A 24219-nucleotide genomic window follows, 5' to 3' on the forward strand; every position below is an offset into this window, starting at 1 on the left:
AAAACATAAATCAGTCTGTCCGCTTACTGCCTGCTGATCTGGTTATCATTACCCGAGCTCTGCACCTGCGGCTTTTGTCCATTCAATGCCTGTGCCCACCTGACCTGGTTATCGTTACCCACCACCTGCACCTTGCCCAGTTGCTCTATCGTAATCTGGTTTTCATTCCCGTTCACATTGACCTGGGGGCAAGCTCCGCTGAGGCTGATCTGGTTACCATTGCCCTGTATGCTCACAGGCTGACCATTGCATTGCGTAGATTTGCTCATGTCATTACCCATTATGTGTCCGCCATCAATGCGCCTAGCTTGCTTACCGGCGCCATTGCTCTGAACCGCATTCACGCTCGCCCCAGGCGCTTTGACATTCACATTTGCATTGGCACCGTTATCCTGCGTCTTGACACTGATGCCCGGCATCGTCACCGATACATCACCGGCATAAGCATTGTAGGCACTGCTGCTTGCCAATAGTAAAACCGCGAGTATATGTTTTTGGATTGTCATCGCTCTGCCTTATTGCATCTCAAAGAGTTCGGGTTGTCTGACTAAACTGATGCCAGTAGACAGGGTGCCTGCCGGCGACGCAAGGTGTAGTATTTACATTTTGAGTACCCGTGTTATCGGCAGCCGAAGCGGAAATCTCTATTTGGCCTGCAACAGTAGATCGCCCCTCCACTTAGAGCTGCTAACAAAACCTCGGGGAACAAAGCAACCAGCTGCCTTGCCTGATGGGGCATGAAGCGAGCTCTCATCAGCCAGCAATTATGGAAGTCACTGCAGCCGCTGCTGCCCGTCCAGCCACGTTCACGCCAATGAGGCCGTCCGCGCCTGGATGATCGAGCGGCCTTCAATGGCATTCTTTTCGTCCTGAGCACGGGCATTCCTTGGGAGGATTTACCTAAGGAGATGGGCTTCGGTAGCGGCATGACCTGTTGGCGGCGCCTGCGAGAGTGGCAAGCCCAAGGTTTATGGGAGCGCCTGCATCTAGCCTTACTCACCCAATTGCGACAGCACGACCAGATCGATTGGAGCCGTGCCAGTATTGATGGCGCCAGTGTCGCCAGCCCCCGGGGGGCGAACAGACTGGACCGAACCCAACAGATAGAGGCAAGCTAGGCAGCAAGCGCCATATCGTTGTGGATCGCCGAGGCGTTCCATTGGCAGTGCTGGTCACATGGGCAAACCGGCATGATTCGATAGCGTTCGAACCCTTGTTGGATTTGTTGCCCTCCGTTCCCGGGCTAGCTGGCCGACCTCGGCGCCGACCTGACAAGCTCCATGCCGATAATGGGTATGACTTCCCACGTTGTCGGGCCTATCTCCGCAAGCGGGGCACGCTGGCGCGAATTGCCAGGCGGGGCGTCGAAAGCAGCGAGCGGCTGGGCCAGCACCGCTGGGTGGTGGAGCGGACGCATGCCTGGTTCGCTGGCTTTGGGAAGCTACGCATCCGCTTTGAGCGAAGTCTCGATACGCATTACGCCTTGCTCAAGCTGGCGTGTTCGTTGATTTGTTTGCGTTTTGTGAATAGGTTTTGTTAGCGGCTCTTAACCCTTTATCCAGTTTTCGACGACCAGTCCGGGATAAGCTGCAAAGTCGCTCTCATTGTTCGTTACAAGCGTCGCACCCAACGACATCGCATGCGCAGCGATAAGTTTGTCCAAATGATCCGATTTCCTATCTCGCGTTGCCTTGCGGGCAGGGCCATAGAAACGAGCCGCATTGCCTTCAAACGGCTTCACCTCGATCAGTTCAATGAGTGCATCAAGGTTTTGTCGTTCCCGCTCGGAATCGGCGCACACTGATACACCAAACTCCAATTCTGCCAAGGTGATGGCAGAGATCACCACGTCGCCGACATAGCATTGAGCGAAACGTTGCGACACTGCCTCAGGCTGATTCTTCATCAGGTAGATGCACATATTGGTATCGAGCATGTAACGAGGCATCAAATCGTATCCCTTTCGTCTTGGTCATGCTCCCCTCGACCTTCGGCCATGAATTCCGGCGAAAATCTGGCAAACCGCTCCATGAGGCCTGCGAGAGATTGCCGCGCAGGGCGAATGCGCAACTCGTCGCCGACGCGCTCAATCTCCAACTCGATATCGGTGCGAGGGTAGGAGAGTTCAGCCGGGATGCGTACAGCCTGTGAGTTGCCGTTGCGGAAAATTTTCGTGGTGTGCAAAGCATCCTCACTGCAGTGTGTACATGGATGTACTGTAGCATCAAACCAAAGTGTGCGGATGGAAAGTCATTGAGTGCGGAAGTCGCTCGGCCTGTTTGACCGCATCCAGGTCGCGTATCCGGTCAAACAGACCGCGTTCGCCACGTGAATGCGGTTCTCGACTTCCTGCAGGTCCAGTCGTTCTACAGCAACGAGCCGGTACTTCAATGGCTCTCAGCTTGAGAAAGTGACACGCATGTCCTTGCGCCTGACCGCAAGCTCGTTACGCGTATTGGCGTTTTCCACGACCGCTCCCATATGTTGACCCGTTGTGCCGTTGCTCTTCTGAACCGTTAACGCGGCCTGGGTGGTGCTTGCCAAATAGCCGGAAGTCCAGCCTTTGAAACCCATGCTGTTGCGCAATTCTTTATGCAGCTTCGCAGCGAAACTGTTATGTACGTCCGAGACTTCGGCAAGGCTCCCTGCCCGGAAGCGGCTTTGCCAATCCGTGTTTTCACGCCCATAGTTTTTTCCGGCACCGCCCCAGCATGAGTTGACTCGTACATCGGCTTGGGGCGGTAGTTTCATCTTTGAAAGCATACGGCTTACGTCACCGACCCGAGCCTCTTCTCTTGTATCGCTCTGGAGCCTGGAAGATTCGCCGCCGGGTGCGCCGTGGGCCTGCACATAGACGCGCGGCTGTGTGGCACTTACTCCGCGAAAGTCGGCTAGCGCACGATTGGTTCGCTTACTAAGAGGAGTTCCGGCTTCGGCCCCACTGATACCCTGGCTGCCAAAGCGGCCGCCCCAGGATGCGTTGGCCAAGTGTTCCGCTGCGCGGTAGCGGTGAGATGCGGCGGAACTGAAGAACGACGGTATGTATAGGCTGCGCCGCTCGGCCACAGCCCGGTCATAGAAGCTGGCCCGCTGGGCATCATCTTTAAACACCGGGGTAATGCCAGCTTTCCCTCTGGAGAACTTATGCGCAGTCATGCCGACCGCGTTGGCGAAGAAATTTTCGGTATCGCGGTGAGGCGATACCATGAAGTACTGGGCCGGATGAGCGGGTGGCGGTTGTTTTTTGCGCTTCATGTTTCCTCCTTATGGCTTGCCTTGTTTGGACTTGTCCATTTCATCAGTCGCCCCTTCTTTTGATTGGGGGCTCTTGCGACTCTGCGCAAAAGGCATGCCAACACTCCCGCACCTCAAACCCTGAGTTGCACGGAGGGAGGACGGAGAAGCCTGGGCAAGAAATTGCCCAATTGGGGTAGGAAAGCACCCGACTTCCTGCAACGATGTCTCGGTGTGTCGCCGGCACCAATTGGGAACCGGACATGATTGACCAGACCGTCGCCCAGTAACGTGGTACATGACGATGATCCACCAGTACAGGACCGCGCAGCGTGGCAGGCACGACAGGATGGTTATAGGAAAGTTGGACTAAAACACGCAACACTCTAGAAACTACCGTACTTTCGCATAATGTTTATTATGTCAAGTTGACGACAGGATTGAGCTACACGACAGCCGGCAAGACGTTTTGCTGTTAGTGAACACAACCAAGTGTTCCACTAAAGGGTTTGCTATGCCGATGTCACTCGTCACCCTTCGACACCTATGGCCACTCGCCCTACTTTCCGTCTCGCATTCCGCTGTCGCGCAAAGCGTTGCGGCGAAGTGTGCCGACCCCGTCACACCCATGCCCCCGTCGGTGTTGTATGGCATGTTGTATCACGACGTCGAACTTTCCGGCCTTTACCCCGATAGCAAGGCATTCGCCGACATGGTGGCGATCCGTCCACCACAGCAGATCGCGGAGGAATATGCGAATAGGAAGAATACAGCTGACTTTGAGCTGAAGGAGTTTATCGAAACGCATTTCACCCCGTCGGCACGGCAATCCAATCACTATGTCCCCGTTGCAAAGCAAGGCATCACCGCGCATATCGACACGTTGTGGCAATTTCTTCGCCGCGATCCCGGCGTAAATACGCACCCCTGCTCATCATTGCTGCCGCTTTTCTACCCTTACCTCGTGGCGGGTGGCCGTTTTGATGAAATCTACTACTGGGACTCGTACTTCATCATGCTGGGTCTGGTACGGAGTGACCGTCGGGATTTAATGAAGGACGGGCTGCGCAACATTGCGGACTTGATCGATCGCTATGGACACGTCCCCAATGGAAATCGTTCCTACTACCTAAGCCGCTCGCAACCACCACTCTTTGCGCAAATGGTGCAACTCGCCGCGGTATACGAAGGCGATCGCGTATATCTGCAATATCTACCCGCCCTGAACAGAGAGTATGCATATTGGATGGATGGCCAGGGGCTGATCGCTCCCGGCGCCACTTGGCGTCATCTCGTGCGCCTTAGCAAAGGTACATGGTTGAACCGCCATTGGGACGATCTCGCGACACCTCGCGACGAGTCTTACCGGGAGGACCTGATCACCGCGCAGGAGGCACCCCGACGCAAGCAGGAAGATATGTGGCGTAATCTTCGCGCGGCAGCCGAAACTGGATGGGATTTCAGTTCACGTTGGTTTGCCGATGGCAAAACGCTTGCAACGATTGAGGTCGTCTCGCTGATTCCGGTGGATTTGAACTGTTTACTTGCCGATCACGAACGTACGCTTGCAAGGGCATACCGCCTACAGGGTGATTTCAAGCAGATGGCGAACTTCGAACGGCGTGCGGCGGTACGCATTCGTGCGATTCGCAGGCTACTGTGGGACCGCCAGCTTGGGGCGTACGGCGATTACAACTTCATAAGCAAGCGGCTCACGCATCGGCTGAGCGCCGCCACCGTCTATCCGCTCTACTTCGGCATAGCGACCAAGGCACAGGCGCGCGCCATCGCATCAACATTGCGCGCCCGGCTGCTGCGACCCGGCGGCCTTGCCACTACGACGGTCTGCACGGGACAGCAATGGGATGAACCCAATGGCTGGGCGCCATTGCAGTATCTTGCAGTAATGGGCCTCGCTGTATCCGGCAGCAGGCCGCCTCGCGGAACCCATTTTGCCCTCCACAGCCCAATTGCGGTAGGATTGTGACTATAGGCAATGACCATAGGAGCATGTACATGGAAGCAACAATTGGAGCCGGTGAATTCAAAGCGCGTTGCTTGAAACTCATTGATGATGTTGCAGCGACCAGAGAGCCTCTTGTCATCACCAAGCACGGGGTCGCAGTGGCGAAGCTGGTACCCATTCCCTCGGAAACCCGGCTGTTCGGCGCCTTGAAAGGCAGTGTCCGTGCTACGGACGATATCGTTTCGCCACTAGATAACGACTGGGAGGCGACGCTTTGACCGTTCTAATCGATACGCATGTGTTGGTTTGGTTATTGGAGGGCAACCGATGTCTATCACCAAATGCCCTCCAGCTCATCGATGAGGCCGCGGCAAGGAACACGCTCCGCGTCGCAGCGATCACACCATGGGAAATCGCGATGTTGGTCAGCAAAGGAAGACTTGCACTGGATCGTGATGTAGGCGAATGGATAGAACAAGCGATGGCATTGCCTGGCATCAAACTGACCCAGCTCGATCCTGCGATCGCGGTGGCAAGCACTCGACTACCGTGGAATTGCCACCCCGATCCAGCGGATCGGATGATTGTTGCAACGGCAAGGCATCTGGAGGCGCTATTGATAACGGAGGATAGCTTGCTGCTCGGCTATGCCGAACAGGGGCACTTCAATGCGAAGAGGGCCTGTAAGTGACGCCCGCACGGAACAATATTCTCCCTTTATCCCTACCCTACCCCGCATAGGAAACCTCGACCCATGGCTTGACTTGACCAAATTACCGAAAAGCCTGAGCCTTACGTCTCCGCACTGCCATCAGTGCAGCACGCGCACCACGCTCCCCCGCCAGCAGCGCTCCGGCACCGACTGCACTTCAGCGTAATTGCCATGGTGATCTCTGGCCACGCTTGCAATGAAAAACGGTGAGGCTACAGTTCGAGTACTACTGTTGTCCCGTCCGTGCGGAATCACTTTACGCCATGCTGCCAGGGAACCTCTCATCATTACCAAGCATGGAGTTGCAGTGGCAAAGCTTAGATGCTCCCTTGTGTATACTTCCATGAAATCCAGCCGAACCCATCCTGCCAGGGATATTAATAATGATAATGAAGCCAGAAGTTCCAGAAAAATCGCTTGGGAAAATTCTGGTTGACCCTGCCAAAGCCGTGCTTGGCAATGTTGCCGGAGCCGTTAGCGAAACCACAGAATTGCTGGATCAAAGCGGGCCCCTGAAGCCAGGTACGGGCCTCGCCAGTGGTGTGCTGGCGTTGACGCTGTCATTCCTATGCTTGCTGGGGGTGATTGCTTTCCACTTCCCACAGTATCTGACCACACCTGAATTGCGTAAAAACTACTCGCCCGATGTGATACGTCATATTCTGTTTGCGGCATTGGTCTTGTCTGGCGTGATCAGCACATTAAATGTGCTGCTAAATCGCCGGCGTGGTTTGAATGCGGTAGCGGCTACCCTGGTTATTGCTGCGGTGGCTTTGGGCGGATCGCATGTGCCGATTGCCGATTTTCCTGATCATACGCCATATATAGGTTTGGACTGGTTTATCCTTGACTTGCTGGGTTCCACCATCATTTTTGTAGTCATAGAGAAATTATTCCCGCTTTATAAAGGGCAGTTGATTTTCCGCCGTGAATGGCAAACCGATATGGTGCACTTTGCCGTCAATCATTTCATTGTCGGCTTGGCGTTGTTGACGGTAAATTTCGCTATTCACCGCCTGTTTGGCTGGATGGCGCACGACAGTGTGCGCGATTTTGTGCAGTCCATTTATTTCCTGCCGCAATTGTTGCTGTGTATTCTGGCAGCTGATCTAGTGCAGTATTGGACGCATCGTGCTTACCATGAGATTCCATTTTTGTGGCGCTTCCATGCCGTCCATCACTCGGTTAAAACCATGGACTGGCTAGCCGGTTCACGCCAGCATATCCTTGAATTGATCTGCACACGCGTCGGTGTCCTGGGTGCCTTGTATGTGCTGGGTTTTGACAAGGCCGTGATGGATGTCTACATCATTGTGGTTGGCTTCCAGGCTGTGTTCAATCATGCGAACGTGCATTTGCCGTGGGGGCCGTTCAAATACCTGATCGTCACGCCGGATTTTCATCACTGGCACCATTCATCGGATGATGTGGCAATTGACAAGAATTACGCAGCACACTATGCCTTCCTTGATCATTTTTTTGGTACGGCGATCAAGGGGCAAACGGGCTTCCCAGAGAAATACGGTGTCGTGGGCGATTATATGCCGGATGGCTTTGTGAGACAGCAGATGTCTCCATTCCGTTCGCAGAAGTAGCCGTCCGGGTTCCAGTTTCAACCACCAAGCGATGACGGAAAGAAATCCAATGCGGAATACTCTTACCCTTGCGGCAATCTTGCTTCTCGCGGGCAATCTCAGCGGTTGCGCCATCCAACACAGGATAGCGGACAATTACGTGAGTTTCCTGCAAACGCATCCCAGTTCGAACCCGCTGCCGAAAACCAATGCCGTCGTCGCCTATGACTTGACGGAAAGTACCCGCAATCATCACTATGAATTTCGCTCCGTCCTGGTTGGTTATGCCCATGTCTGGATCGTTGAAATAGCGAAAATGCTCGACGATACCTTGGCCTCCAAGGATGTGCAGCAGGCATTTGGCAAGCTGACCAGGTCCGCGGACCTGAAGAATGCCGATATAGCCGTCAAATTCGATCTCAAGCGCTACGAATTCACCGATTACAGCGCCCAAATGACCATGAACATCACCGCAACACGCGCTGGCAGGGAGATCGTCAACCGCGACTACATCGGCGTTGGCACTCCGCAGGGGGCAAAATTCGCCTTGGGCCCGATACTCACCGGCCCGCTGCTCGTCAGGGAAGCTTTTCAGCTCTCTACCCAATCCGCGCTGGATACTATCTTGGCGGCATTTGTGGCGGACTTGCAGAAGGTTCCCGGCTAAGACGGTTTAGAGTGTACGGAAAAAGCATACGATAGAAAATATTATGAGCTCATGGCTTGACTCTATAGCTACTCCAGGGTGTGAAATGGCGCTGGTCACCAAGTCTTGGCGGCCGCAATTAAAACGCAATTGCAAGAAAGCTGTTTTTCTCTCTATCCAACGCAACTACGAGGAATACGTTAGATGATTACCAAGCGAATGTTTGGCCGCGCCATGCTTGCCCTGGGCCTGGCGCTAGCAGGGGGCACTGCCTTCGCCGCTGGAGATCACAGCAGCGATGCGCCTATCATGCCCTTGGCCAATCCACAGCCGGTAGAAACACCAGGCAAGATCGAAGTGATCGAATTTTTCTGGTATGGCTGCCCTCATTGCTACCAGGTAGAACACACGGTCGGCGCATGGGAGAAGACGCTGCCCAAGGATGTGGTGTTCCGCCGCGAGCATGCATTGTGGGACGGCCGCAGTGATATGACAGGCCATGCCAAGCTCTTCATCACCTTGCGCTTGATGGGCCTGCTGCCCAAGTACAATCGCGCGGTATTCGATGCGGTTGCCTCCAAGATTGAGCTGCGTGACGAGCAAGTGCTGTTCGACTGGGTCGCCAAGCAAGGCATCAATCGCAGCCAGTTCGAAGCCGCCTACAAGTCATTCGGCATTGGTGCACAACTCGGTCGTGCCAAGCAATTGACCAAAACCTACCGAATCGAAGGCGTTCCGACCTTCATCATCAACGGCAAGTTTGTTACCTCGCCACACCAAGCCGGCAGCGAGCAGCGCATGTTCGCCTTAATCGACGAACTGATTGCCCGCGAGCGCAAGGCCGGCAAGGGACAGTAACGACAGGCGTGACCAGGGCTTTGAATTGGCCAAAATGCCTCCATCTGCTTGCGGTCCCCTCCCCGATCGCAAGGAAAACCATGCAACCCAAATTCCACTTGGCACAAGTCAATATCGGCAAGGCCAAAGCCCCGATGGACCAGCCGGTGATGAAAGGCTTCGCCGATCAGCTCGATAGCATCAATGCCTTGGCCGAGCGCAGCCCCGGTTTTGTCTGGCGGCTCAAGACCGAAGCTGGCGATGCCACCGATATCCAGCTGTTTGAAGATCCGCTGCTGCTGGTGAACATGTCGGTCTGGGAATCGCTCGAGGATCTCCAGAAATACGTCTACACCGGCGACCATCTGCAAGTGCTTAAGGATCGTAAGCAGTGGTTCGATAAGTTTGAAAGACCGGTGCTGGCATTATGGTGGATACCGGCCGGCTACACGCCCACGGGCCAAGAGGCTCGCGAGCGATTGGAACAGCTTTGGCGCGAAGGGCCCTCCCCCGCCGTGTTTTCCTTTGCGAAGCCTTTTCCGATGCCGACAAGCGACGTGACCGAGGTAGTATCGCTTTCCGTCTAACCAAATTGAATGAGGACTGGCGATGCTGATCCGACTTGCCAGCGGCGATGATGCCGCCCTCTGGCAGGCCATCCGCCTGGAAGCCCTGCAAAACCATCCGGAAGCCTTTGGCAGCAGCTATCAAGAAGAGCGCGATATGCCGCTAGCCACCGTTGCCGCGAAGCTGATCGATCCACTCAATCGCGTCTGGGTGGCGGAGGAAGGCGGGCAGTTGCTCGGTACCGCCACCGCCCGGCGCGAGAGTGCGGCAAAAGCACGGCATCGGACCAGCCTGTTCGCCATGTATGTCGTGCCCAGCGCCCGCCAGAGAGGCATTGGCCGGCAACTGGTCGAGGCGGTCATACGCAGCGCGCGGGACGAGCTGGAGGCAGACTGGCTGCAATTGGGCGTAGAACGCAACAACCAGGCGGCCTTCACGCTCTACCAGCGCCTGGGCTTTGTCAGTTGGGGTTGCGAGCCCGATTCGCTGCGGGTAAACGGCCAAAGCTACGACGAATACCATATGGCCTTGGATTTACGTGCAACCCGCACGCATGCAGGCGGAGCCTGAGCGACGCCTAGTCCGTAAGGCCAGCGAGGTTTTCCGATATGCCACACCCCTTGCTTTCCGAGCTGGCTGCCATGCTCCCCGCGAGCAGCCTGCTGACCGATCCGGAAAAGCTCGCGCCACGGCTGGTCGACGCGCGTAAGCGTTTACATGGCCAGGCGCTGGGCATGGCCTTGCCTGCCAGCACGGAACAGGCCGCGCAGATCATTGCGCGTTGCCATGCGCATGGTGTGGCAGTGGTGCCGCAGGCAGGCAATACCAGCCTGGTAGGCGGCGCTACGCCAATGAGCGGCAACGCGTTGATTCTCGGCTGTGACCGGCTTAATACTATCCGGCACGTCGACCCGCTGGGCTACACCCTGACCGCGGAGGCCGGCTGCGTGCTCGACGATTTGAAGCAGGCAGCCGAAGCGGCGGACAGGTTGTTTCCCTTGTGGCTCGGATCGTCGGGCAGCGCCCGGCTAGGCGGCTTGATCGGCAGCAACGCCGGCGGCATGCAGGTCCAACGCTACGGCAATATGCGCGAACTGAGGCTCGGGATTGAAGCCGTACTGCCGGACGGCCAGGTTTTTCGGGGGCTGCATGCGCTGCGCAAACGCAATGCGGGCTATGACCTGAAACAGTTATTCATCGGGGCTGAAGGCACGCTAGGTTTTGTCACCGCCGCGACCTTGCGCCTATTCCCGGCCGAAAGCGGTCACGCCACCGCCTTGGTTGCGATGGAAAGCGCCGAACAAGTACTGGATCTGTTTGCGCAGACCAAGACGGCACTAGGCGAGGTATTGACAGCCTACGAGATGATCAACGGGGCAGCCCTGGGCCTGATGGCCAAGCATTTCCCCAGCATCGCTCAACCATTCGAGACAACGCCGGCCTATGCCGTACTCATTGCCCTGAGCGGGGCCGACAACGATACCGCGCTGAAAGAACGGCTGATGGAGAGCTTGCTGGCGACCGGCTACTACGATGCGGTCATCGCGCAGGATGTCGATCAAAGTAAAGCGCTGTGGGGACTGCGCGAGCATATTCCTGCGGCGCAAAATCGCCAGGGGCCATCCATCAAGCATGACTTGGCTTTGCCGATCAGTGCCATCGCAACTTTTATCGACGCCGCAGCCGAAGCGCTGCAAAGGGAGTTGCCCTTCGCGCAGCCTGTCATTTTTGGCCATGTCGGCGATGGGAACCTGCACTACAACCTTGGCTTGCCCGCAGGTGCCGACCTTGTCGATCAAGAGCGGAAAGCCAATTCGCTGCTATTTGAATTGGTCGCGCGTCATGGTGGCGATATCAGTGCCGAGCATGGCATCGGCCGATTGCGCATTGCGGCGGCCGATGCGGGCCATGATCCGGTGGAACGCGCCTTGATGCGGCAGATCAAGGCGGTGTTCGACCCCGGCTCGTTATTCAATCCGGGTGTGTTGTTGTAGCGCCGGCTTGTCCCTCGGACAAAGCACCGTGATTGCCGTCTTATATATTACCCGGGTAAAATTGACTTCTATTTTTACCCGGGTAATATGCAGATTCCATCCAGCGGAATCTCGACATGACACTCCCCTCCTCTACCGTCTGCATCGCATTCTCCGGCAACAAGCGTATTGCCCAAGGCTCCGTGGCCGAGGTGGCGCGGACGCTGAAATGCGAGATCGATCACCAGCCGGATCAGACCTTGCTGGTATTCAATGCCCTGACGAGCGAACCGATAGAGCTTGATCTACAGGGCAGCTTGGCAACCGTGCAGGCTCGCTACCAAGCGGAGGCCGGCACATCGGATGGTGCAGCTGCCGATGAAGCTCCGGCCGAGGCGCCGCGTTCGGCCGGGCGCCCCAAGCTGGGTGTCGTTCCTCGTGAAGTCACCTTGCTACCACGGCATTGGGAATGGTTGTCCGGCCAGCCCGGTGGGGCATCGGTGGCATTGCGGAAATTGGTCGAGCAGGCATTGCGCTCGGCTGCGGCGGCTGATCGCGCCCGCCAATTACGCGACGCGGCCTACCGTTTCATGCACGCCATTGCCGGCAATGAAGTCGGCTTCGAAGCCGCCTCTCGAGCTTTGTTCTCTGCCAATAAGCCGGATTTCCATGCGGCGATCCACGATTGGCCAGCGGATATCCACGCGCATACCAAGCAGCTCGCGGATGCCCTGTTTGCGCTAACCGGCGAGCACGAAGCGGGAGCCGCGCAATGAAGGCGCTTGATTTGTCTCTTCTTACACCGGAAATCAGCCAGGCACTTGTTGCGGCATTCGGCAATCAAGCGGTGGACAAGCTCGCCGCCATGGCGGGCGGCCGTTCCGGCGCCCTGCTCCTATCCCTGTCGGTGGCTGGCTCCGATTATGTCTTGCGCAAGGTCGATCCGGCGCGCCCGCAGCATCAGGTCCGCCTGGAGCGGGAATTTGCCTGTATGGCCATTGCCGCGGAGCGGGAGCTCGCGCCTCGCTTGCTGTATAGCGATGTCGCGAACGGTATTGCGATCATGGCGCATATCCACGGCGGGGCGCTGGGCAGGACGCCGCAACATATCGAGCGTGCGGCGCGGACACTGCGGCACCTGCACGACGGTCCGGCATTCCCCGCAGGTGCTCGCTTAGCCGATATCGTGGCGTACTTCGATGGGCGTCTGCGCGAGAAAAATGGCGTAGGGCTCCCTGGGCGGCTTACGGACATCATGGCCGAGATCGAATTCGCCACCGCGCGCTTCGCCTGCTCCGCGCCTTGTCATAACGATCTGAATCCTACCAATATCCTCGAAACGGCGGATTCGATCTTTCTGATCGATTGGGAAACGGCCTGTATGGGCGATCCCTTTCTGGACCTGGCCCAATTGGGTGTTTTCAATTTCCCTGGTCGCGAGCAGCGCGAGGCTTTACTGGCAAGCTACCTGGCGCGTGCACCCATCGAATTGGAATGTGCGCGGATGGTTTTGGCGCGTGTGCAAGCGCTGGGCTTCTATGCGGCTGGTTTCGCCCTCTTCGCCGCTTTGAGCGGTGCGGCAAACGAAGTGGAAGTTGTCCCGTTGGTCATGTCCGATCTGCTCGCCTTGCTGGGCGCACAGCAGGGCCGCGTAGCGCCAGCACTCGTGGCGGCCAGTCTTGCCGCCGAAATGGAGAGAGAGTGGGCAAGCAACGAATGTAGTGTGGCGCGGCAGCTGATGTTGTCTTAGCAAGGAATAACGCGCGCCCACCCCTTTCAAGCCATGCCCGCCCGACAAGCGAAAGTTAATGCACAAGCGTCTGCTCCATCACCAACTAATCGGAAGTAAAGGCACAAAGTCAGCGTATTCCGACAGCTATGTCGGCTTTGCAGTGATTTAATGTAGTGTCTATCGCCGCCTACTTGAGCGATATTCTAGAAGCGAACGATGCGGCCTTATTGGCTGCAGCGCTCGGAGACATTGCCCGCGCTCGAGGTATGACGGAGATCGCCAAGTCGGCCGGAATCACCCGCGAAGCTCTCTATAAGGCGCTACGCCCAGATAGTTCCCCGCGTTTTGACACGGTGAGTCGAGTATGCGCGGCCCTTGGCGTGCGTCTGGTCGCGCAGGCCGTTCATGTCTGATCCACAGTGATCTTTGTAAAGCACGAGCGGCTAAGCTAGGTCGAGGTCCTCATGCAGGCACAGATAATTGCCCTCGGTGTCCTTGAACCACGCCGCTTTCTCCGCGCCTAGCACGCAGACATGGTTGACGGTCTTGAGCCCGGGGAAGTCGTAATCCTCGAATACCACCCCCTTGCCCTTCAATGCCTCGATGCTCGCGGCAATATCGTCTACGCGAAAACTGATCGCCGTATGGTCGGCCTTGGTCCCTTCCGCTTTAGGGAACAGCGCCAGCGTGCTGCCACCGACCATATAAGTGAACTTGCCGTCAGGTCGGAATCCGCCTGGATTGAGGCCCAATAAACCTTCGTAGAAGGCCCGCGCGCGATCCATATCCTTGACCGGCAGCATGGTGGTGACGGACGACTCGGACAACATGGTAGCTCCCCTCGTTCGAATCCGGCGCCACGGCCGGTAATGCAGTCTAGGCGCCAGAAAACCGCTGCGCCAGTAATTGCCGGCGAGCCCAACGCCAGGACGGGCGCGTGGTTGGCGGATGTTCAGCCAATGCTGCTTAAAAGACAAATATGCTGTATAATCATGCGCTTTTCGATTTACCGCTCGCAGTTCGGCTGCAAAAAGCGCTTCCTTTCGCCCAAGCCAATGACATTACATCCAGCATTGCGTAAAGGTCTACTCAAGACCTTCCTGTATTCACTCTTGTCCTTATTCCTTGTCCCCGTCATCACCCTTTTATTTGTGAAGCAATCGCAATTGGGCATAGATGCCGACTTCAGGCAGCATGTACTCCCCGCGATTGCACAGCTTGCCGGGGTGCCGGCACAGGTGAAGGCGGAACAGACGGCACTTTTCAACGACAATCCGCCATCCTCGACATGCGGCAACGAAGACCCAAAGGTCAAAGCCTACCGGGAAAGAGTATGTGCCCCTTACTCCATAGCCTGGCAACTCCACATCGCGCACGCGGTCTCGTTCTGGAGCATCGTCGCAGGTGTAATACTTTTGCTGCTGATGTTGGGCTTGAGCTACTCTGCGTTCTCCGATCGCCGCACGCAGTATCGGAGTTTCGTGACCGGCTGGCACCTGCTCAGGGTAGCCAGTGCGCTGGAAGTACTGGTGCAGGGTGCAATGCTGGTCTGGCTGTCTTTCTGGGTGACCGTCTATTTCTGGGACATCTATTCGATCAAGCTGGTCACGATAGCAGGCATAGCTGTCGGTCTGGCGGCGATACACACGGTAAGGTGCATCTTCCTGCGTTCACGCAATGACTGGACCTTGGAGGGAGAAGCAATCACCGAAGCCACGGCCCCTGCACTGTGGGCCCGGGTGCGGCATTTGGCTGGGCGGCTGCAAACCGCGGCGCCGACGCATATCGTAGCCGGTATAGACAGCAATTTCTTCGTTACCGAAGCGCCACTGAATCTAGCCGGTACGGTCCTTCACGGCCGCACCTTATTTATCAGCATTCCACTGTTGCGGCTGCTGGACCAGCACGAAGCCGACGCGGTGCTGTCGCATGAGCTAGCCCACTTGCAAGGTGGCGACGCAGCAAGTAGCGCATTGCTGGGCCCCAAGTTGGCGCAATATGACCTGTATTGCCGCTCGATGGCGGGCGGCGGTTTGACCATCATGGTCTACCACCTGATGGCAATGTATCGGGTGATCTTCGAGATCGCCCTGATGCGGGATAGCCGTGAACGTGAATTCCTGGCTGACCGTCTAGCCGCAAAGCTCACTTCCGGTAAAGCCATCGTGCAATCGCTGATCAAGGTTGCCGCTTATTCGCACTATCGCTCGCAGATAGAACACAAGCTGTTCGAACAAAACCAGCAGCACGGCGTTAGCCTGGGTATCGCCAACTATGTGGCTTCCGGCCTGGAGCCCTATGCGGCCTCGCCGCAGTTTATCGAGGAAATGAAGAGCGCCAGCGTACCGCATCCGTTCGACTCGCATCCGTTGCTGGAGGAGCGTATGCGCAATGTGCAGCATGAAGTAGCGGAGCAAGAGTACAGCGCTATCGTGACCCTGGCGCCGACCACCAGCTGGGCCAACGCAATCCGCAATGCGCACGATATAGAGCAACGTCTGTGGGCCGTCTACGAACAGCGCTTTGCCGCCAATCACGAAATGCACCTGGCTTACCGCTACGGGCCGGCCAATGAAGCGGAATTGGCGATCGTACTGAAGTACTTCCCGCCCATCGCCTTCAACCTGAAAAAGGGTCGACAGATCGTCATCAGCTACTCCGGCGTCACCCCGCCCGGACAGAAGGAAATTTCGTGGGACAGTGTCAGCAAGACTGATTACGCCGACGCCGTCCTAGGCAGTGACGCGCTAACCGTAAAACACCCAGAGAAAGGTTTTTTCGGCGCCAAGCAGACCAAGATCAAGCTGCCGGGCCTGGGTAAGCAGAAAGCGCACTTCAAGGCCGCGTTCGCGCATTACTGGACACGTCACCAAGCGATGCGGCAGGAACAAAGGCAGGAAGCGTTACTGACCAAACCTTAAGTCAGCCGCTCCGTTCTATCGCCAGCAAGCCGGCAGCCGCACCCTCGCATCATTGGCCAAACGGGCCAGTTCAACGAGGAAATCATGCCTGCCGTCCTGCTCAAGTTACTGCCCTACTTCTACGCCCCGGCCATGCTGCTGGGCTTTAACGCCGCTGCATTGCTGCTACTTGGCGCGCATCGATCCCATGCCTGGCTGGTGGCGCTGCTGCTCGCGGCGATTGCCGTCTCGCTTTTCGTCGAACGGCTGATCCCGTATCGGCGGGATTGGAATGGTCACCGCGGCGAAGCCTATCGTGACACCGCACATGCATTCGTCAACGAAGGCGCCAGCTTTGCTGCCTTGTTGTTGCTGCCCCAACTGACGACCGGACTACCTTGGCATGGTCCCTGGCCTGCAGGTTGGCCGCTGGCGATGCAGTGGCTGCTTGCTATCCTGATAGCCGACTGCGGCGTCACGCTGATGCACTACGCCAGCCATCGTTGGCCCTTGCTTTGGCGCTTTCATGCGGTCCATCACTCGGTGACGCGCTTCTATGGCTTCAACGGTCTGCTCAAACACCCCGTGCATCTGGCACTGGAAACGGCCGCCGGTATGTTGCCCTTGATATTGCTGGGCATTCCTGACGCAGTGGCTGCGCTACTGGCATTCTCCGTGGCGGTCCAACTGCTGCTGCAGCATGCCAATGTGGATATGCGCATCGGCCCTTTACGCCATCTACTGGCCTTGGCCCCCACCCATCGCTTTCATCACCAGAAGTGGGCTGGCGAGGGCGATGTGAACTTTGGGCTGTTCACCACATTATGGGATCGGCTATTGGGCAGCTATGTCTACGAGCCGGACCGTCGCTTTGGACCTGGAGATTTCGGCATCGGCGAGAAGCCCGGCTATCCAGCCGGTTATTGGGGCCAGCTGCTGGCACCTTTCAGGAAAACCAATCCGTCCGGGCAATCAGGGGGCGCAAAGCAAGCTGGCGTGAATGCCAAAGTTGGCTTTTAGCGTACGGCCGAAATGGGCGGCGTCGGCAAAGCCGGCGCTGTGTGCGCAGCGGGTGATATCCGCCCCTCCCTGCCTCAGTGTTACTGCCAATCTTAGGCGTCGCCAAAGCACGAAGCGCTTGAACGGCATGCCGAGGCGTTCGGCGAAAACATGGCGGAAGCGGTCCGTGGAGAGGTTAAAACGCCCGGCTACCCAGGCCAGTTCAAGCCGCCCCTTGTGCAGATCCGCATCGACGATATCGCGTACCGCCTGCTCCCATTCACAGTCTACTTCCGCGCAAGCGACGAGTGGGCTGGGCCAAAAAAACGCATCCGGATCGGCCGGAATGATCGCGTATGGCCCTTGCAATGCCGCGCATAAGGAAGCCTGCAACGCCGGTGGAAGGCGAACCAGGCCGTTGCGCCTGGGTTCGACAAAGATAAGCGTGACGGACTCGCCAGCGAGCAGGCGGTGCGGCGCCATGGGCTCGACCAATACGCAGGGCGCTTGCCGCTGCAGACCCGCGGCATCGACGATGCCGACGCCATGGCTGCTCCAGGCAGCCTGCGCGGCGAAATGGCTGTGCAGTCGGCTTTCGCCCACGCTGCCACACCAGAGCGCCCAGTCGTTGCCAATTTCAAGGCTGCCGCGCCATGCGGGCAGGTCCATTGGTGCCCTCCCCTTGCTTGCCATCACAATCCTTCCCGTCTTACTCTTGCCGCACTCAGCCAAATTGCCGGCTTAACCCCTCGCCGACGGAACGGTATGCCCTTACATATTCTCCAGCTAGGCACGCCACGCAGGCCTGACGAGGGCTTGCGCATCGGTACCGTGCGACGCCCGCCGCGCGGTGTGCCCAAGGCCGAATTCGCCAGCCGCGATTATTACGATACCTGGCTCCCCAATCTCTCCCCCAGCCCCGAGCTGATGGCGCTAGGCAAAGCCGCCGCCAACGACAAGGACTGGGAGACGTTCAAGCGCCGCTTCCGTTCGGAAATGAATGAAGCCGATGCTGCACGCGTACTGGACTTGCTGGCCGCCCTCTCACACCATAGCAATCTGGCTATCGGCTGCTATTGCGAAAACGCTGATCGCTGCCACCGGTCGGTACTGGCCGAATTGCTGAGGGAACGCGGCGCGGCATTGATCGGGGAACAACCATGACGACACAACGCACCATCGGCCTGCTCGGGGGTATGAGCTGGGAATCTACCGTACCGTATTACCAGCAGATCAATCAAACGGTTCGCGCGCGCCTGGGCGGCCTGCACTCTGCCCGCATCCTGCTGCATAGCGTGGATTTCCAGGAGATCGCTAGCCTGCAAAGCCAGGGTGACTGGGACGAAGCCGGCCGGCGGCTGGCCGCGATCGCCCGGCAATTGGAACAGGGCGGCGCGGACTTGCTGGTTTTGTGTACCAACACCATGCACAAGGTAGCCGATGCCATCACGGCGGCGGTGCAGATTCCGCTGCTGCATATCGCGGACCCGACCGCGAGCGCCATCAAGGCTGCGGGAATGAGCCAGATTGGTCTGTTGGGTACCCGCTTCACCATGGAACAGGATTTCTACCGCGCCCGTCTCGCGCTGCACGGCATAACGGCCCTGGTGCCCGAGGCCGAGGACCGGGACACCGTCCACGACATTATCTACCAGGAACTTTGCCAGGGTCAGATCAAGCCAGCCTCCCGCGAGACCTACCTTCGGATTATCGACAAGCTCGCCGCCCAGGGCGCACAGGGAATTATTCTGGGCTGCACCGAGATAGGATTGCTCATCGGGCCGCAAGACATCGAGCTGCCCTTGTTCGATACCACCAGGCTCCATGCCGTCGCGGCAGCGGAGAAGGCGTTGGAATAAAGGCTCCGCACATGGATTCGGCATATAGGGGGGAGCATCGAAAATCTTTATAGAATAAAGCTCAATGCCAATTAATTACTCAAGAAAACTTACCGGAAAAAACCGAAGCAAAGACGCCAACAGGCAGCTCGGATTTGTTCTGGCTTTTGTTGCTGGCGCCGTCAACGCAGGTGGTTTTCTGGCAGTTCAGCAATACACCTCGCATATGACAGGCATTGTTTCAGCAATGGCCGACCATATAGCCTTGGGCGCATTTGACCTTGCGTTGGCCGGAATTGGCGCGTTGGCTTCCTTTCTCATGGGGGCAGCATGTTCCGCCATAATGGTGAACTACTCTCGGCGTCACAATATGCACAGTGAGTACGCGTTTCCGCTTCTTGCTGAAGCAGGATTATTACTGTGCTTTGGGCTTCTTGGCGCCAGGCTTGCCGACATCAACGGCATATTTGCTTCCGTTACCGTGATGCTGCTGAGTTTTATCATGGGACTACAGAATGCGCTCATTACCAAGTTATCCAATGCAGAAATTCGCACGACTCATATCACAGGTATTGTCACCGATATTGGAATTGAGTTAGGAAAACTATTCTATTGGAATCGCTCACATCCAGATACCCTTCCAAAGGTAAGGGCAGACTGGTCACGGCTCAAGGTTTTTACCGCATTGGCGCTTTTCTTCTTTATTGGTGGCGTAACGGGGGCGTGGGGATTCAAACACGTCGGTTATGTCTCAACCGTCCCGTTAGCACTGATGCTCATGATCCTGGTTATCGTGCCAATCGCCGACGATATGAATGAATTTGTTCAAGGCCGAAAGAGCCGAAGGCGACTTTGACGTGTTTTAATTTCCACGCACATCTACATTGGCCTACCTCTCCTCGCGGGTATGCCATAGTCGTAGGACATATACGGTGTCTCCTTGAGCCTGATAGCGAAGCTCGTAGTGCCCAACAAAGAGGCGCCGTACTTCTTGCGGTTCGAATTGTTCAAGCCGCTCACCAAGTCGCGGGTGCTCATATAGAGCGGCAGGCGCAACCGTTAGCGATTGAACGGTTCGGGCTGCGGCCGCTTTGTTTACTGGTGCCAGGAACTCATAAAGCCGAGCCAAATCGGACAAAGCCTTTGAGGTCCATTTGATCTGCATCAGCGCCCCGTCGGCAATGGAAATGGTTGATCGGTGCCCAGGCTATCGGCCCATGCCTGCACCGCTTGGTGATCGATCACATTGCCGGCTTCGACGTCGGCGAGTCCTTCGCGGGTAAGCCGGTCCCGTTCTTCTTCCTGGTCGAGCCATGCCGTTAGCGCCTGTTTCATGATCCAGCCACGCGAGCGATCAAGGCGGGCCGCCACGGCGTCGATGCGCTCCGCAAGCGGTCGCGGCAAATGCGCTGTGACAACTTTGGTGTCTGCGTGTGACATGATGCTCTCTCCCTTTGTTCCATCAAATCAGAATGATTCGAAATGAATCATAGTGATTAAACTACCTCGATGTCAAAGTCGCGAGCGAAGAAAACTCGATGCATGCCGAATGCATAACAGTGTCGGCTTGAATATGCAGTAAAGTCCCCCTATCCCAACCACCCTCCCCCCTGCTGCACCACCAAAGTCCCGGTGGTATTGCGCGACACCACCCCCAATGCCGCATAGTGGTGGACGATGCCATGCGGCGCCTGTGCCAGCGGATGGTCCTTGCCGTCCGCGCCCTTCTCCCTGGGCCATTCGATATCGCCGCTGGCTACCCGGGCGGGTATCAGCCAATAGTCGCCGCAGCGATATTCCCCTTCCGGCGCGAATGCCACGCGGATGCCATCTTCGATGTCGAACCAGGCATTGGCCATGAGACGGGTTTGGCTTACCTGGATAAGGCCATCGGTCAGCGCCTGCGCCTCGTCGGCCTGCTGGTCCCAGCGGCGGATCTTGGGGTGGCGCTGCGCATCGGCTTCCAGCCAGGTATTCGGCAGGTCGTCGGGCAGCGTATCGGGGTCGGCGAACAGGGTGTGGCCTTCCACCATGCCGAGCTTGAATAGCCAGCCCGGCTGGCTCAGCAGATCGTGCTCGTCGAAACTGAACTCCACCCAGATGCCCGCTTCGAAACCCCGGCCATCGGCCACTTCGAAAGCGTTGCCCTCGAAGCCGACGACGGCCGTGGCGGTGCTGCCGTTGTCGCGTGACCACTTGAAGCTGAAGACACCGTTATTGCTGGAGGCATGGATTTCAACGCGGTAAAGCTGATTTTCCAGGCCTCGATAGCGAGAATCCGGCGCGATAATGCAGGCGCTCTTGGGGCCGGCCAGTGGGACCAGGTCGGCGATCAGGGTCGCGCCGGCACGCCTGTCCGATTCGGCGCCCGCCAACCGCAGCCGTTCCTCTTGGGTAAGCTTGACGATGCCGTCTCGGTCTTTTGGCAACCGTCCGGCGTACGCGGCGGCCCGCAGCTGCCAGACTACCTGGGCGCGGGTGCAGGTATCCGGGCCGCCCAGCGCCAGTTCGCGAATGGTACCTGCCTCTATCCAGCTCAGGTGTCGCTCCCATACATCCAGGTAGAGCAGGTATTGCCGTCTGGCGTCGCCATTGGCATCGAGGAAGTTAGCCAACTCGTCCGGATCATCGACCGGATAGGGCTGCCGTCGCCAGCTGGCGGCGGGCGCATCGTTCTCGACCAGTATCCCGTCCACATAGCAGCGGCCTGGGGAAATACCGAGATCATGTCCATCTCCTGCGGCTGACAGGGAAAATCCACCCTCCGCCGAGGCGGGAATGCCGAATGGACCGATCAAGTCCTTTGCCAGCGTACGCAGGTAGTGCAGGAGGATAGCGGTCTGCTCATTGTGGTCCGCGTCCAGGGTGACACGTCCTTGCTGCATCAGTACCCGGCTGAAGTGGCGGCGGGGATCGAAGGTATCGCGGGTGAAATCGCCTTTCATAGCGTGCTTCCTCATCTCTGACACATGATTGGTATGGGTGTAATGACCGGGAGCGGCTTCAGTTCACGAACAGCATGCCTACCTCGCAACCGACCGGGATGTATTCGTCCAGGCGCGCCCGCAGATTGGCTTCCCTTTGCGGTTGGAAAAGATCGTGGAAGGCGCCGATTTCCGCCTCGTCCTCGGCGCCGCGCCGGATCTCGGCCGCGCATTGCTCGCTCAGCCGGGCATAGTCCGGCCTGCCGTAGCGCTCGGTGTCGAAGCGGGGCCGGACCCGCTCCTGCTCGAGGACGATCAGGGCGGCCTGCTGGAGGGGGTCGGATACTGTTTCCTTGGCCGCCTGTACCGCCAGGTCGGGCTGGCAGTGGTAGCGGCGGGGGGTGCGGCAGCGTGGCGGTACATAGCAAAAGCGCATGCAGCCCAATTGCCGCCGCGCCACATTGAGGCAGCCGGTAAACAGCGTGTTTTCGGCCAGTACCACCGCGTGGACGTCCACGATGCCTAACACGGTGCTGTTGCGGATGGTGAGCAAGGCATGCGCGACCACGCTGCCCGGCGCGCCCAGCGCTTCCAGCTGCGAGCCGGTCGCATCGACGATGCTGTCGCTGATATGGACAGGTATCGGGTCCGTTCCCACTTCGTCTTCGTTGATATGGATGGTGCCCAGGATGCTGTGCTCGATATGCAGGGCGGCCTGCACATTGAAGAGTTCCAGGCTGGGTTCTTCCGGACGCATGGGCTCGCAATCGCAGCCGATTCCCCAGCCGGGTACCAAGGTGCAATGGCGAATGACCACCTTGGCAAGGCAATCCGTTCCAGCGGGGGTCTCGGCGGCGTCATCGGCTTGCCCGGCTTCGATGCGCAAGGGCCGGCCGACCACCAGTACGCCGTCCAGCGTGAAGCAGGCGCCCGGTTCCAGGCTGACCACCAGCGGATCGGGACGGTTGGTTTGGTAATCCAGCAGGCGAACGGCCGGCCGCATCCGATTGGCGGCGCGGAGTTGCAAGGTCTGCCTACTGGCGATATGCATGGCGAGGGGCTCGACATAGACATTGCTGTCGGCCAGTTCGATAACGGCGTCGGCCGGACTATCCTTCTCCCACTGAGCCAGGGCCGCAGCAATCGTTTGAAAGGTGTCGTCGGCGGGATCGCTGCCTGCCGAACCGCGTACCGTGTAGTGGCGGACTCGCTCCCGCGCCGAGGGCTCGAACAGCGTCCGCCGGTACTCGCCGCCCCCCATATCCGCGCTGAAGCCGTAGTGGTAGGACACCCGTACTCCGCGCTTGGGCAATTGCCGCTGCGGAAAGGCGAAGCGGCCCAGCACCGGATCGATGGCGACTTTGCCGCGTGGCACCGTATAGCGCCAGCCGCTCAAATCGGCGACCACGATGACATCCAGCGGCAAGGGCGCCTTACCGTCCGAGCCGGCCCAGCCCTCGGCCCAGATCAGCAGGCTCTTGCCAATGCCGTAGAAACGCTCTGGGTGGCGTGAAAATTCCAGCCGGCCGATGGCTGCCGGCACGCGCAGGCGCTGGCTGATCGCGCCGGCGCTGCTCTCCGGCCGGCTGAATAGCGGGGCATCCTGGCCGAGAAAGCTGAAGCTGTAGCATTGCGGCCCAGGCTTTTCCAGGCAGCAGGCAGGCGCCAGGCTGACCGGATACGACTTGAGCCGCCACAGGAACACGCCTACCGAGGGAATATTGTAGCGGCCCTGCCGGTAGCGTGAATCGACGCGCCGCACCTCCACCGTGTGCGCCAGCCTATCGAATGGGCTGGCCCGCCCGGCGCCGTCCAGCCTGGCCAGTGCAGCCATGCGCCGCACATCCACCGTGCGGGCGCGGTCCAGGTGCAGATGGTTGAGATGCTGGTTCCAGGCCAGCAGGCGATAGAACTCCACGGCCCGCGCCGGCCAGCCGGCAATATCGCCGGCCAGCTGTTCCAGCAGCGGCAGCGTGCCCTTGCGGCGCCGGTAGCGCAATACATTGGCGACTTCCCGGCGTGGTACCAGGACCCGGTTGAGTGCCCGCCCCTGCTCGCTGCCTGTATCTCCGGCCGCGCCGGTGGCATGGACCGGCCGGTAGCCGATCAGGTCGGCCACATAGGGAACGGCCCAGTCCGCGGCCGTTTCGATAAAGAAATTCTCGTACAACTGGCCGATATCGTCTTCGACCACGTTGACCTGCTCGGCCATCACGCGCAGCAGGGCCTGGAGGGGATAACCCTGTTCGGCGTCGCGCATCCGGTAGATGGCCGGCAGCAACCGGTACAGTCGATCGAGGCGGGGGGCGGCGTCCAT

The 24219-nt window shown here is 58.2% G+C and carries 26 protein-coding genes and 2 pseudogenes; 18 read left to right on the forward strand and 10 right to left on the reverse strand.

Annotated elements, in window-relative coordinates; genetic code table 11:
- Window positions 1–23 precede the first annotated feature (23 nt).
- Complete coding sequence (locus FNU76_RS22925) at window positions 24–506, reverse strand: DUF3060 domain-containing protein (protein WP_144280797.1); 483 nt, start codon at window positions 504–506, stop codon at window positions 24–26.
- Between the two features lie 231 nt (window positions 507–737).
- Between FNU76_RS22925 and FNU76_RS22930 the strand changes: the two are divergent.
- Window positions 738–1540, forward strand: a pseudogene (locus FNU76_RS22930) (IS5 family transposase).
- A 6-nt stretch (window positions 1541–1546) separates the two neighbouring features.
- Here FNU76_RS22930 and FNU76_RS22935 read toward each other — a convergent pair.
- From FNU76_RS22935 to FNU76_RS22945, 3 genes are all read right to left on the reverse strand, one after another.
- Window positions 1547–1948: a type II toxin-antitoxin system VapC family toxin gene (locus FNU76_RS22935; RefSeq protein ID WP_144280352.1), complete on the reverse strand. Its 402-nt coding sequence runs from the start codon at window positions 1946–1948 to the stop codon at window positions 1547–1549.
- Entirely contained in the window at window positions 1948–2184 is a 237-nt protein-coding gene (locus tag FNU76_RS22940; protein WP_144280353.1) for an antitoxin, read from the reverse strand. Before FNU76_RS22940 ends, FNU76_RS22935 begins: the two co-directional genes overlap by 1 nt.
- 213 nt (window positions 2185–2397) lie before the next feature.
- Window positions 2398–3255 (reverse strand): hypothetical protein, encoded by an 858-nt coding sequence (locus tag FNU76_RS22945; protein ID WP_144280354.1) that lies wholly within the window; start codon window positions 3253–3255, stop codon window positions 2398–2400.
- A 631-nt stretch (window positions 3256–3886) separates the two neighbouring features.
- On the opposite strand from FNU76_RS22945, the gene FNU76_RS22950 reads away from it, so the two are divergent.
- The 12 genes from FNU76_RS22950 to FNU76_RS23005 all read left to right on the forward strand — a co-directional run bounded on the left by FNU76_RS22950 (window position 3887) and on the right by FNU76_RS23005 (window position 13654).
- Complete coding sequence (locus FNU76_RS22950) at window positions 3887–5221, forward strand: trehalase family glycosidase (protein ID WP_308418585.1); 1335 nt, start codon at window positions 3887–3889, stop codon at window positions 5219–5221.
- A 29-nt stretch (window positions 5222–5250) separates the two neighbouring features.
- Window positions 5251–5478, forward strand: coding sequence for a type II toxin-antitoxin system Phd/YefM family antitoxin (locus tag FNU76_RS22955; protein ID WP_144280356.1), 228 nt, complete (start codon window positions 5251–5253; stop codon window positions 5476–5478).
- Window positions 5475–5891, forward strand: coding sequence for a type II toxin-antitoxin system VapC family toxin (locus tag FNU76_RS22960; protein ID WP_223879152.1), 417 nt, complete (start codon window positions 5475–5477; stop codon window positions 5889–5891). The genes FNU76_RS22955 and FNU76_RS22960 overlap by 4 nt, the downstream gene beginning before the upstream one ends.
- Before the next feature lie 404 nt (window positions 5892–6295).
- Entirely contained in the window at window positions 6296–7507 is a 1212-nt protein-coding gene (locus FNU76_RS22965) for a sterol desaturase family protein (RefSeq protein WP_223879153.1), read from the forward strand.
- A gap of 49 nt (window positions 7508–7556) precedes the next feature.
- Window positions 7557–8153 carry a hypothetical protein gene (locus FNU76_RS22970; RefSeq protein WP_144280358.1) on the forward strand — a complete coding sequence of 199 codons (597 nt, stop codon included), beginning with the start codon at window positions 7557–7559 and terminating at the stop codon, window positions 8151–8153.
- Between the two features lie 183 nt (window positions 8154–8336).
- Window positions 8337–8990: a thiol:disulfide interchange protein DsbA/DsbL gene (locus tag FNU76_RS22975; protein ID WP_144280359.1), complete on the forward strand. Its 654-nt coding sequence runs from the start codon at window positions 8337–8339 to the stop codon at window positions 8988–8990.
- Window positions 8991–9070: 80 nt separating this feature from the next.
- Window positions 9071–9556: a DUF3291 domain-containing protein gene (locus tag FNU76_RS22980; RefSeq protein ID WP_144280360.1), complete on the forward strand. Its 486-nt coding sequence runs from the start codon at window positions 9071–9073 to the stop codon at window positions 9554–9556.
- Window positions 9557–9578: 22 nt separating this feature from the next.
- Window positions 9579–10106, forward strand: a complete 528-nt coding sequence (locus FNU76_RS22985) for a GNAT family N-acetyltransferase (protein ID WP_144280361.1) — start codon at window positions 9579–9581, stop codon at window positions 10104–10106.
- 38 nt (window positions 10107–10144) lie between these two features.
- Entirely contained in the window at window positions 10145–11530 is a 1386-nt protein-coding gene (locus tag FNU76_RS22990; protein WP_144280362.1) for an FAD-binding oxidoreductase, read from the forward strand.
- Between the two features lie 116 nt (window positions 11531–11646).
- Window positions 11647–12285: a DUF2239 family protein gene (locus tag FNU76_RS22995; protein WP_144280363.1), complete on the forward strand. Its 639-nt coding sequence runs from the start codon at window positions 11647–11649 to the stop codon at window positions 12283–12285.
- An 11-nt stretch (window positions 12286–12296) separates the two neighbouring features.
- A complete protein-coding gene (locus FNU76_RS23000) occupies window positions 12297–13259 on the forward strand; it encodes a phosphotransferase (protein ID WP_179958258.1) in 963 nt (320 codons plus the stop codon).
- Window positions 13260–13414: 155 nt separating this feature from the next.
- Window positions 13415–13654: an addiction module antidote protein gene (locus FNU76_RS23005; RefSeq protein ID WP_223879154.1), complete on the forward strand. Its 240-nt coding sequence runs from the start codon at window positions 13415–13417 to the stop codon at window positions 13652–13654.
- Window positions 13655–13684: 30 nt separating this feature from the next.
- On the opposite strand, the gene FNU76_RS23010 is transcribed toward FNU76_RS23005, so the two are convergent.
- Window positions 13685–14071, reverse strand: coding sequence for a VOC family protein (locus FNU76_RS23010; protein ID WP_144280365.1), 387 nt, complete (start codon window positions 14069–14071; stop codon window positions 13685–13687).
- A 594-nt stretch (window positions 14072–14665) separates the two neighbouring features.
- Here FNU76_RS23010 and FNU76_RS23015 point away from each other — a divergent pair.
- Entirely contained in the window at window positions 14666–16162 is a 1497-nt protein-coding gene (locus FNU76_RS23015; protein ID WP_308418654.1) for a M48 family metallopeptidase, read from the forward strand.
- Window positions 16163–16246: 84 nt separating this feature from the next.
- A complete protein-coding gene (locus FNU76_RS23020; protein WP_144280367.1) occupies window positions 16247–17161 on the forward strand; it encodes a sterol desaturase family protein in 915 nt (304 codons plus the stop codon).
- Here FNU76_RS23020 and FNU76_RS23025 read toward each other — a convergent pair.
- Window positions 17114–17809 carry a helix-turn-helix domain-containing protein gene (locus FNU76_RS23025; RefSeq protein ID WP_179958259.1) on the reverse strand — a complete coding sequence of 232 codons (696 nt, stop codon included), beginning with the start codon at window positions 17807–17809 and terminating at the stop codon, window positions 17114–17116. The two genes, FNU76_RS23020 and FNU76_RS23025, sit on opposite strands and share 48 nt — an antisense overlap.
- A 96-nt stretch (window positions 17810–17905) precedes the next feature.
- Between FNU76_RS23025 and FNU76_RS23030 the strand changes: the two genes are divergently transcribed.
- The 3 genes and pseudogenes from FNU76_RS23030 to FNU76_RS23040 all read left to right on the forward strand — a co-directional run.
- Window positions 17906–18304: a DUF488 domain-containing protein gene (locus tag FNU76_RS23030; protein ID WP_144280369.1), complete on the forward strand. Its 399-nt coding sequence runs from the start codon at window positions 17906–17908 to the stop codon at window positions 18302–18304.
- Complete coding sequence (locus FNU76_RS23035; RefSeq protein ID WP_144280370.1) at window positions 18301–18999, forward strand: aspartate/glutamate racemase family protein; 699 nt, start codon at window positions 18301–18303, stop codon at window positions 18997–18999. Before FNU76_RS23030 ends, FNU76_RS23035 begins: the two co-directional genes overlap by 4 nt.
- Window positions 19000–19063: 64 nt before the next feature.
- Window positions 19064–19792 (forward strand): annotated as a pseudogene (locus tag FNU76_RS23040) (YoaK family protein); the annotation flags it as partial.
- Window positions 19793–19867: 75 nt separating this feature from the next.
- Here the strand turns inward: FNU76_RS23040 and FNU76_RS23045 are convergent.
- The 4 genes from FNU76_RS23045 to FNU76_RS23060 all read right to left on the reverse strand — a co-directional run bounded on the left by FNU76_RS23045 (window position 19868) and on the right by FNU76_RS23060 (window position 24219).
- The gene (locus FNU76_RS23045; RefSeq protein WP_144280372.1) at window positions 19868–20143 is read right to left on the reverse strand and encodes a type II toxin-antitoxin system RelE/ParE family toxin; all 276 of its coding nucleotides are present in this window, start codon (window positions 20141–20143) and stop codon (window positions 19868–19870) included.
- Window positions 20143–20418, reverse strand: coding sequence for a CopG family ribbon-helix-helix protein (locus FNU76_RS23050; RefSeq protein ID WP_144280373.1), 276 nt, complete (start codon window positions 20416–20418; stop codon window positions 20143–20145). Before FNU76_RS23050 ends, FNU76_RS23045 begins: the two co-directional genes overlap by 1 nt.
- 149 nt (window positions 20419–20567) lie before the next feature.
- The gene (locus FNU76_RS23055) at window positions 20568–21923 is read right to left on the reverse strand and encodes a DUF6519 domain-containing protein (protein WP_144280374.1); all 1356 of its coding nucleotides are present in this window, start codon (window positions 21921–21923) and stop codon (window positions 20568–20570) included.
- Between the two features lie 58 nt (window positions 21924–21981).
- Entirely contained in the window at window positions 21982–24219 is a 2238-nt protein-coding gene (locus FNU76_RS23060; RefSeq protein ID WP_144280375.1) for a hypothetical protein, read from the reverse strand.

Source organism: Chitinimonas arctica (assembly GCF_007431345.1).
GTDB classification, from domain to species: domain Bacteria; phylum Pseudomonadota; class Gammaproteobacteria; order Burkholderiales; family Chitinimonadaceae; genus Chitinimonas; species Chitinimonas arctica.

What these genes read in the sequence shown, in the direction of transcription:
- FNU76_RS22925 (WP_144280797.1), bottom strand. Translation starts at nt 506, where the DNA reads ATGACAATCCAAAAACATATACTCGCGGTTTTACTATTGGCAAGCAGC.
- FNU76_RS22935 (WP_144280352.1), bottom strand. Translation starts at nt 1,948, where the DNA reads ATGCCTCGTTACATGCTCGATACCAATATGTGCATCTACCTGATGAAG.
- FNU76_RS22945 (WP_144280354.1), bottom strand. Translation starts at nt 3,255, where the DNA reads ATGAAGCGCAAAAAACAACCGCCACCCGCTCATCCGGCCCAGTACTTC.
- FNU76_RS22950 (WP_308418585.1), top strand. Translation starts at nt 3,887, where the DNA reads ATGTTGTATCACGACGTCGAACTTTCCGGCCTTTACCCCGATAGCAAG.
- FNU76_RS22955 (WP_144280356.1), top strand. Translation starts at nt 5,251, where the DNA reads ATGGAAGCAACAATTGGAGCCGGTGAATTCAAAGCGCGTTGCTTGAAA.
- FNU76_RS22965 (WP_223879153.1), top strand. Translation starts at nt 6,296, where the DNA reads ATGATAATGAAGCCAGAAGTTCCAGAAAAATCGCTTGGGAAAATTCTG.
- FNU76_RS22970 (WP_144280358.1), top strand. Translation starts at nt 7,557, where the DNA reads ATGCGGAATACTCTTACCCTTGCGGCAATCTTGCTTCTCGCGGGCAAT.
- FNU76_RS22975 (WP_144280359.1), top strand. Translation starts at nt 8,337, where the DNA reads ATGATTACCAAGCGAATGTTTGGCCGCGCCATGCTTGCCCTGGGCCTG.
- FNU76_RS22980 (WP_144280360.1), top strand. Translation starts at nt 9,071, where the DNA reads ATGCAACCCAAATTCCACTTGGCACAAGTCAATATCGGCAAGGCCAAA.
- FNU76_RS22985 (WP_144280361.1), top strand. Translation starts at nt 9,579, where the DNA reads ATGCTGATCCGACTTGCCAGCGGCGATGATGCCGCCCTCTGGCAGGCC.
- FNU76_RS22990 (WP_144280362.1), top strand. Translation starts at nt 10,145, where the DNA reads ATGCCACACCCCTTGCTTTCCGAGCTGGCTGCCATGCTCCCCGCGAGC.
- FNU76_RS22995 (WP_144280363.1), top strand. Translation starts at nt 11,647, where the DNA reads ATGACACTCCCCTCCTCTACCGTCTGCATCGCATTCTCCGGCAACAAG.
- FNU76_RS23010 (WP_144280365.1), bottom strand. Translation starts at nt 14,071, where the DNA reads ATGTTGTCCGAGTCGTCCGTCACCACCATGCTGCCGGTCAAGGATATG.
- FNU76_RS23015 (WP_308418654.1), top strand. Translation starts at nt 14,666, where the DNA reads ATGTTGGGCTTGAGCTACTCTGCGTTCTCCGATCGCCGCACGCAGTAT.
- FNU76_RS23020 (WP_144280367.1), top strand. Translation starts at nt 16,247, where the DNA reads ATGCCTGCCGTCCTGCTCAAGTTACTGCCCTACTTCTACGCCCCGGCC.
- FNU76_RS23025 (WP_179958259.1), bottom strand. Translation starts at nt 17,809, where the DNA reads ATGGACCTGCCCGCATGGCGCGGCAGCCTTGAAATTGGCAACGACTGG.
- FNU76_RS23030 (WP_144280369.1), top strand. Translation starts at nt 17,906, where the DNA reads ATGCCCTTACATATTCTCCAGCTAGGCACGCCACGCAGGCCTGACGAG.
- FNU76_RS23035 (WP_144280370.1), top strand. Translation starts at nt 18,301, where the DNA reads ATGACGACACAACGCACCATCGGCCTGCTCGGGGGTATGAGCTGGGAA.
- FNU76_RS23045 (WP_144280372.1), bottom strand. Translation starts at nt 20,143, where the DNA reads ATGCAGATCAAATGGACCTCAAAGGCTTTGTCCGATTTGGCTCGGCTT.
- FNU76_RS23050 (WP_144280373.1), bottom strand. Translation starts at nt 20,418, where the DNA reads ATGTCACACGCAGACACCAAAGTTGTCACAGCGCATTTGCCGCGACCG.
- FNU76_RS23055 (WP_144280374.1), bottom strand. Translation starts at nt 21,923, where the DNA reads ATGAAAGGCGATTTCACCCGCGATACCTTCGATCCCCGCCGCCACTTC.
- FNU76_RS23060 (WP_144280375.1), bottom strand. Translation starts at nt 24,219, where the DNA reads ATGGACGCCGCCCCCCGCCTCGATCGACTGTACCGGTTGCTGCCGGCC.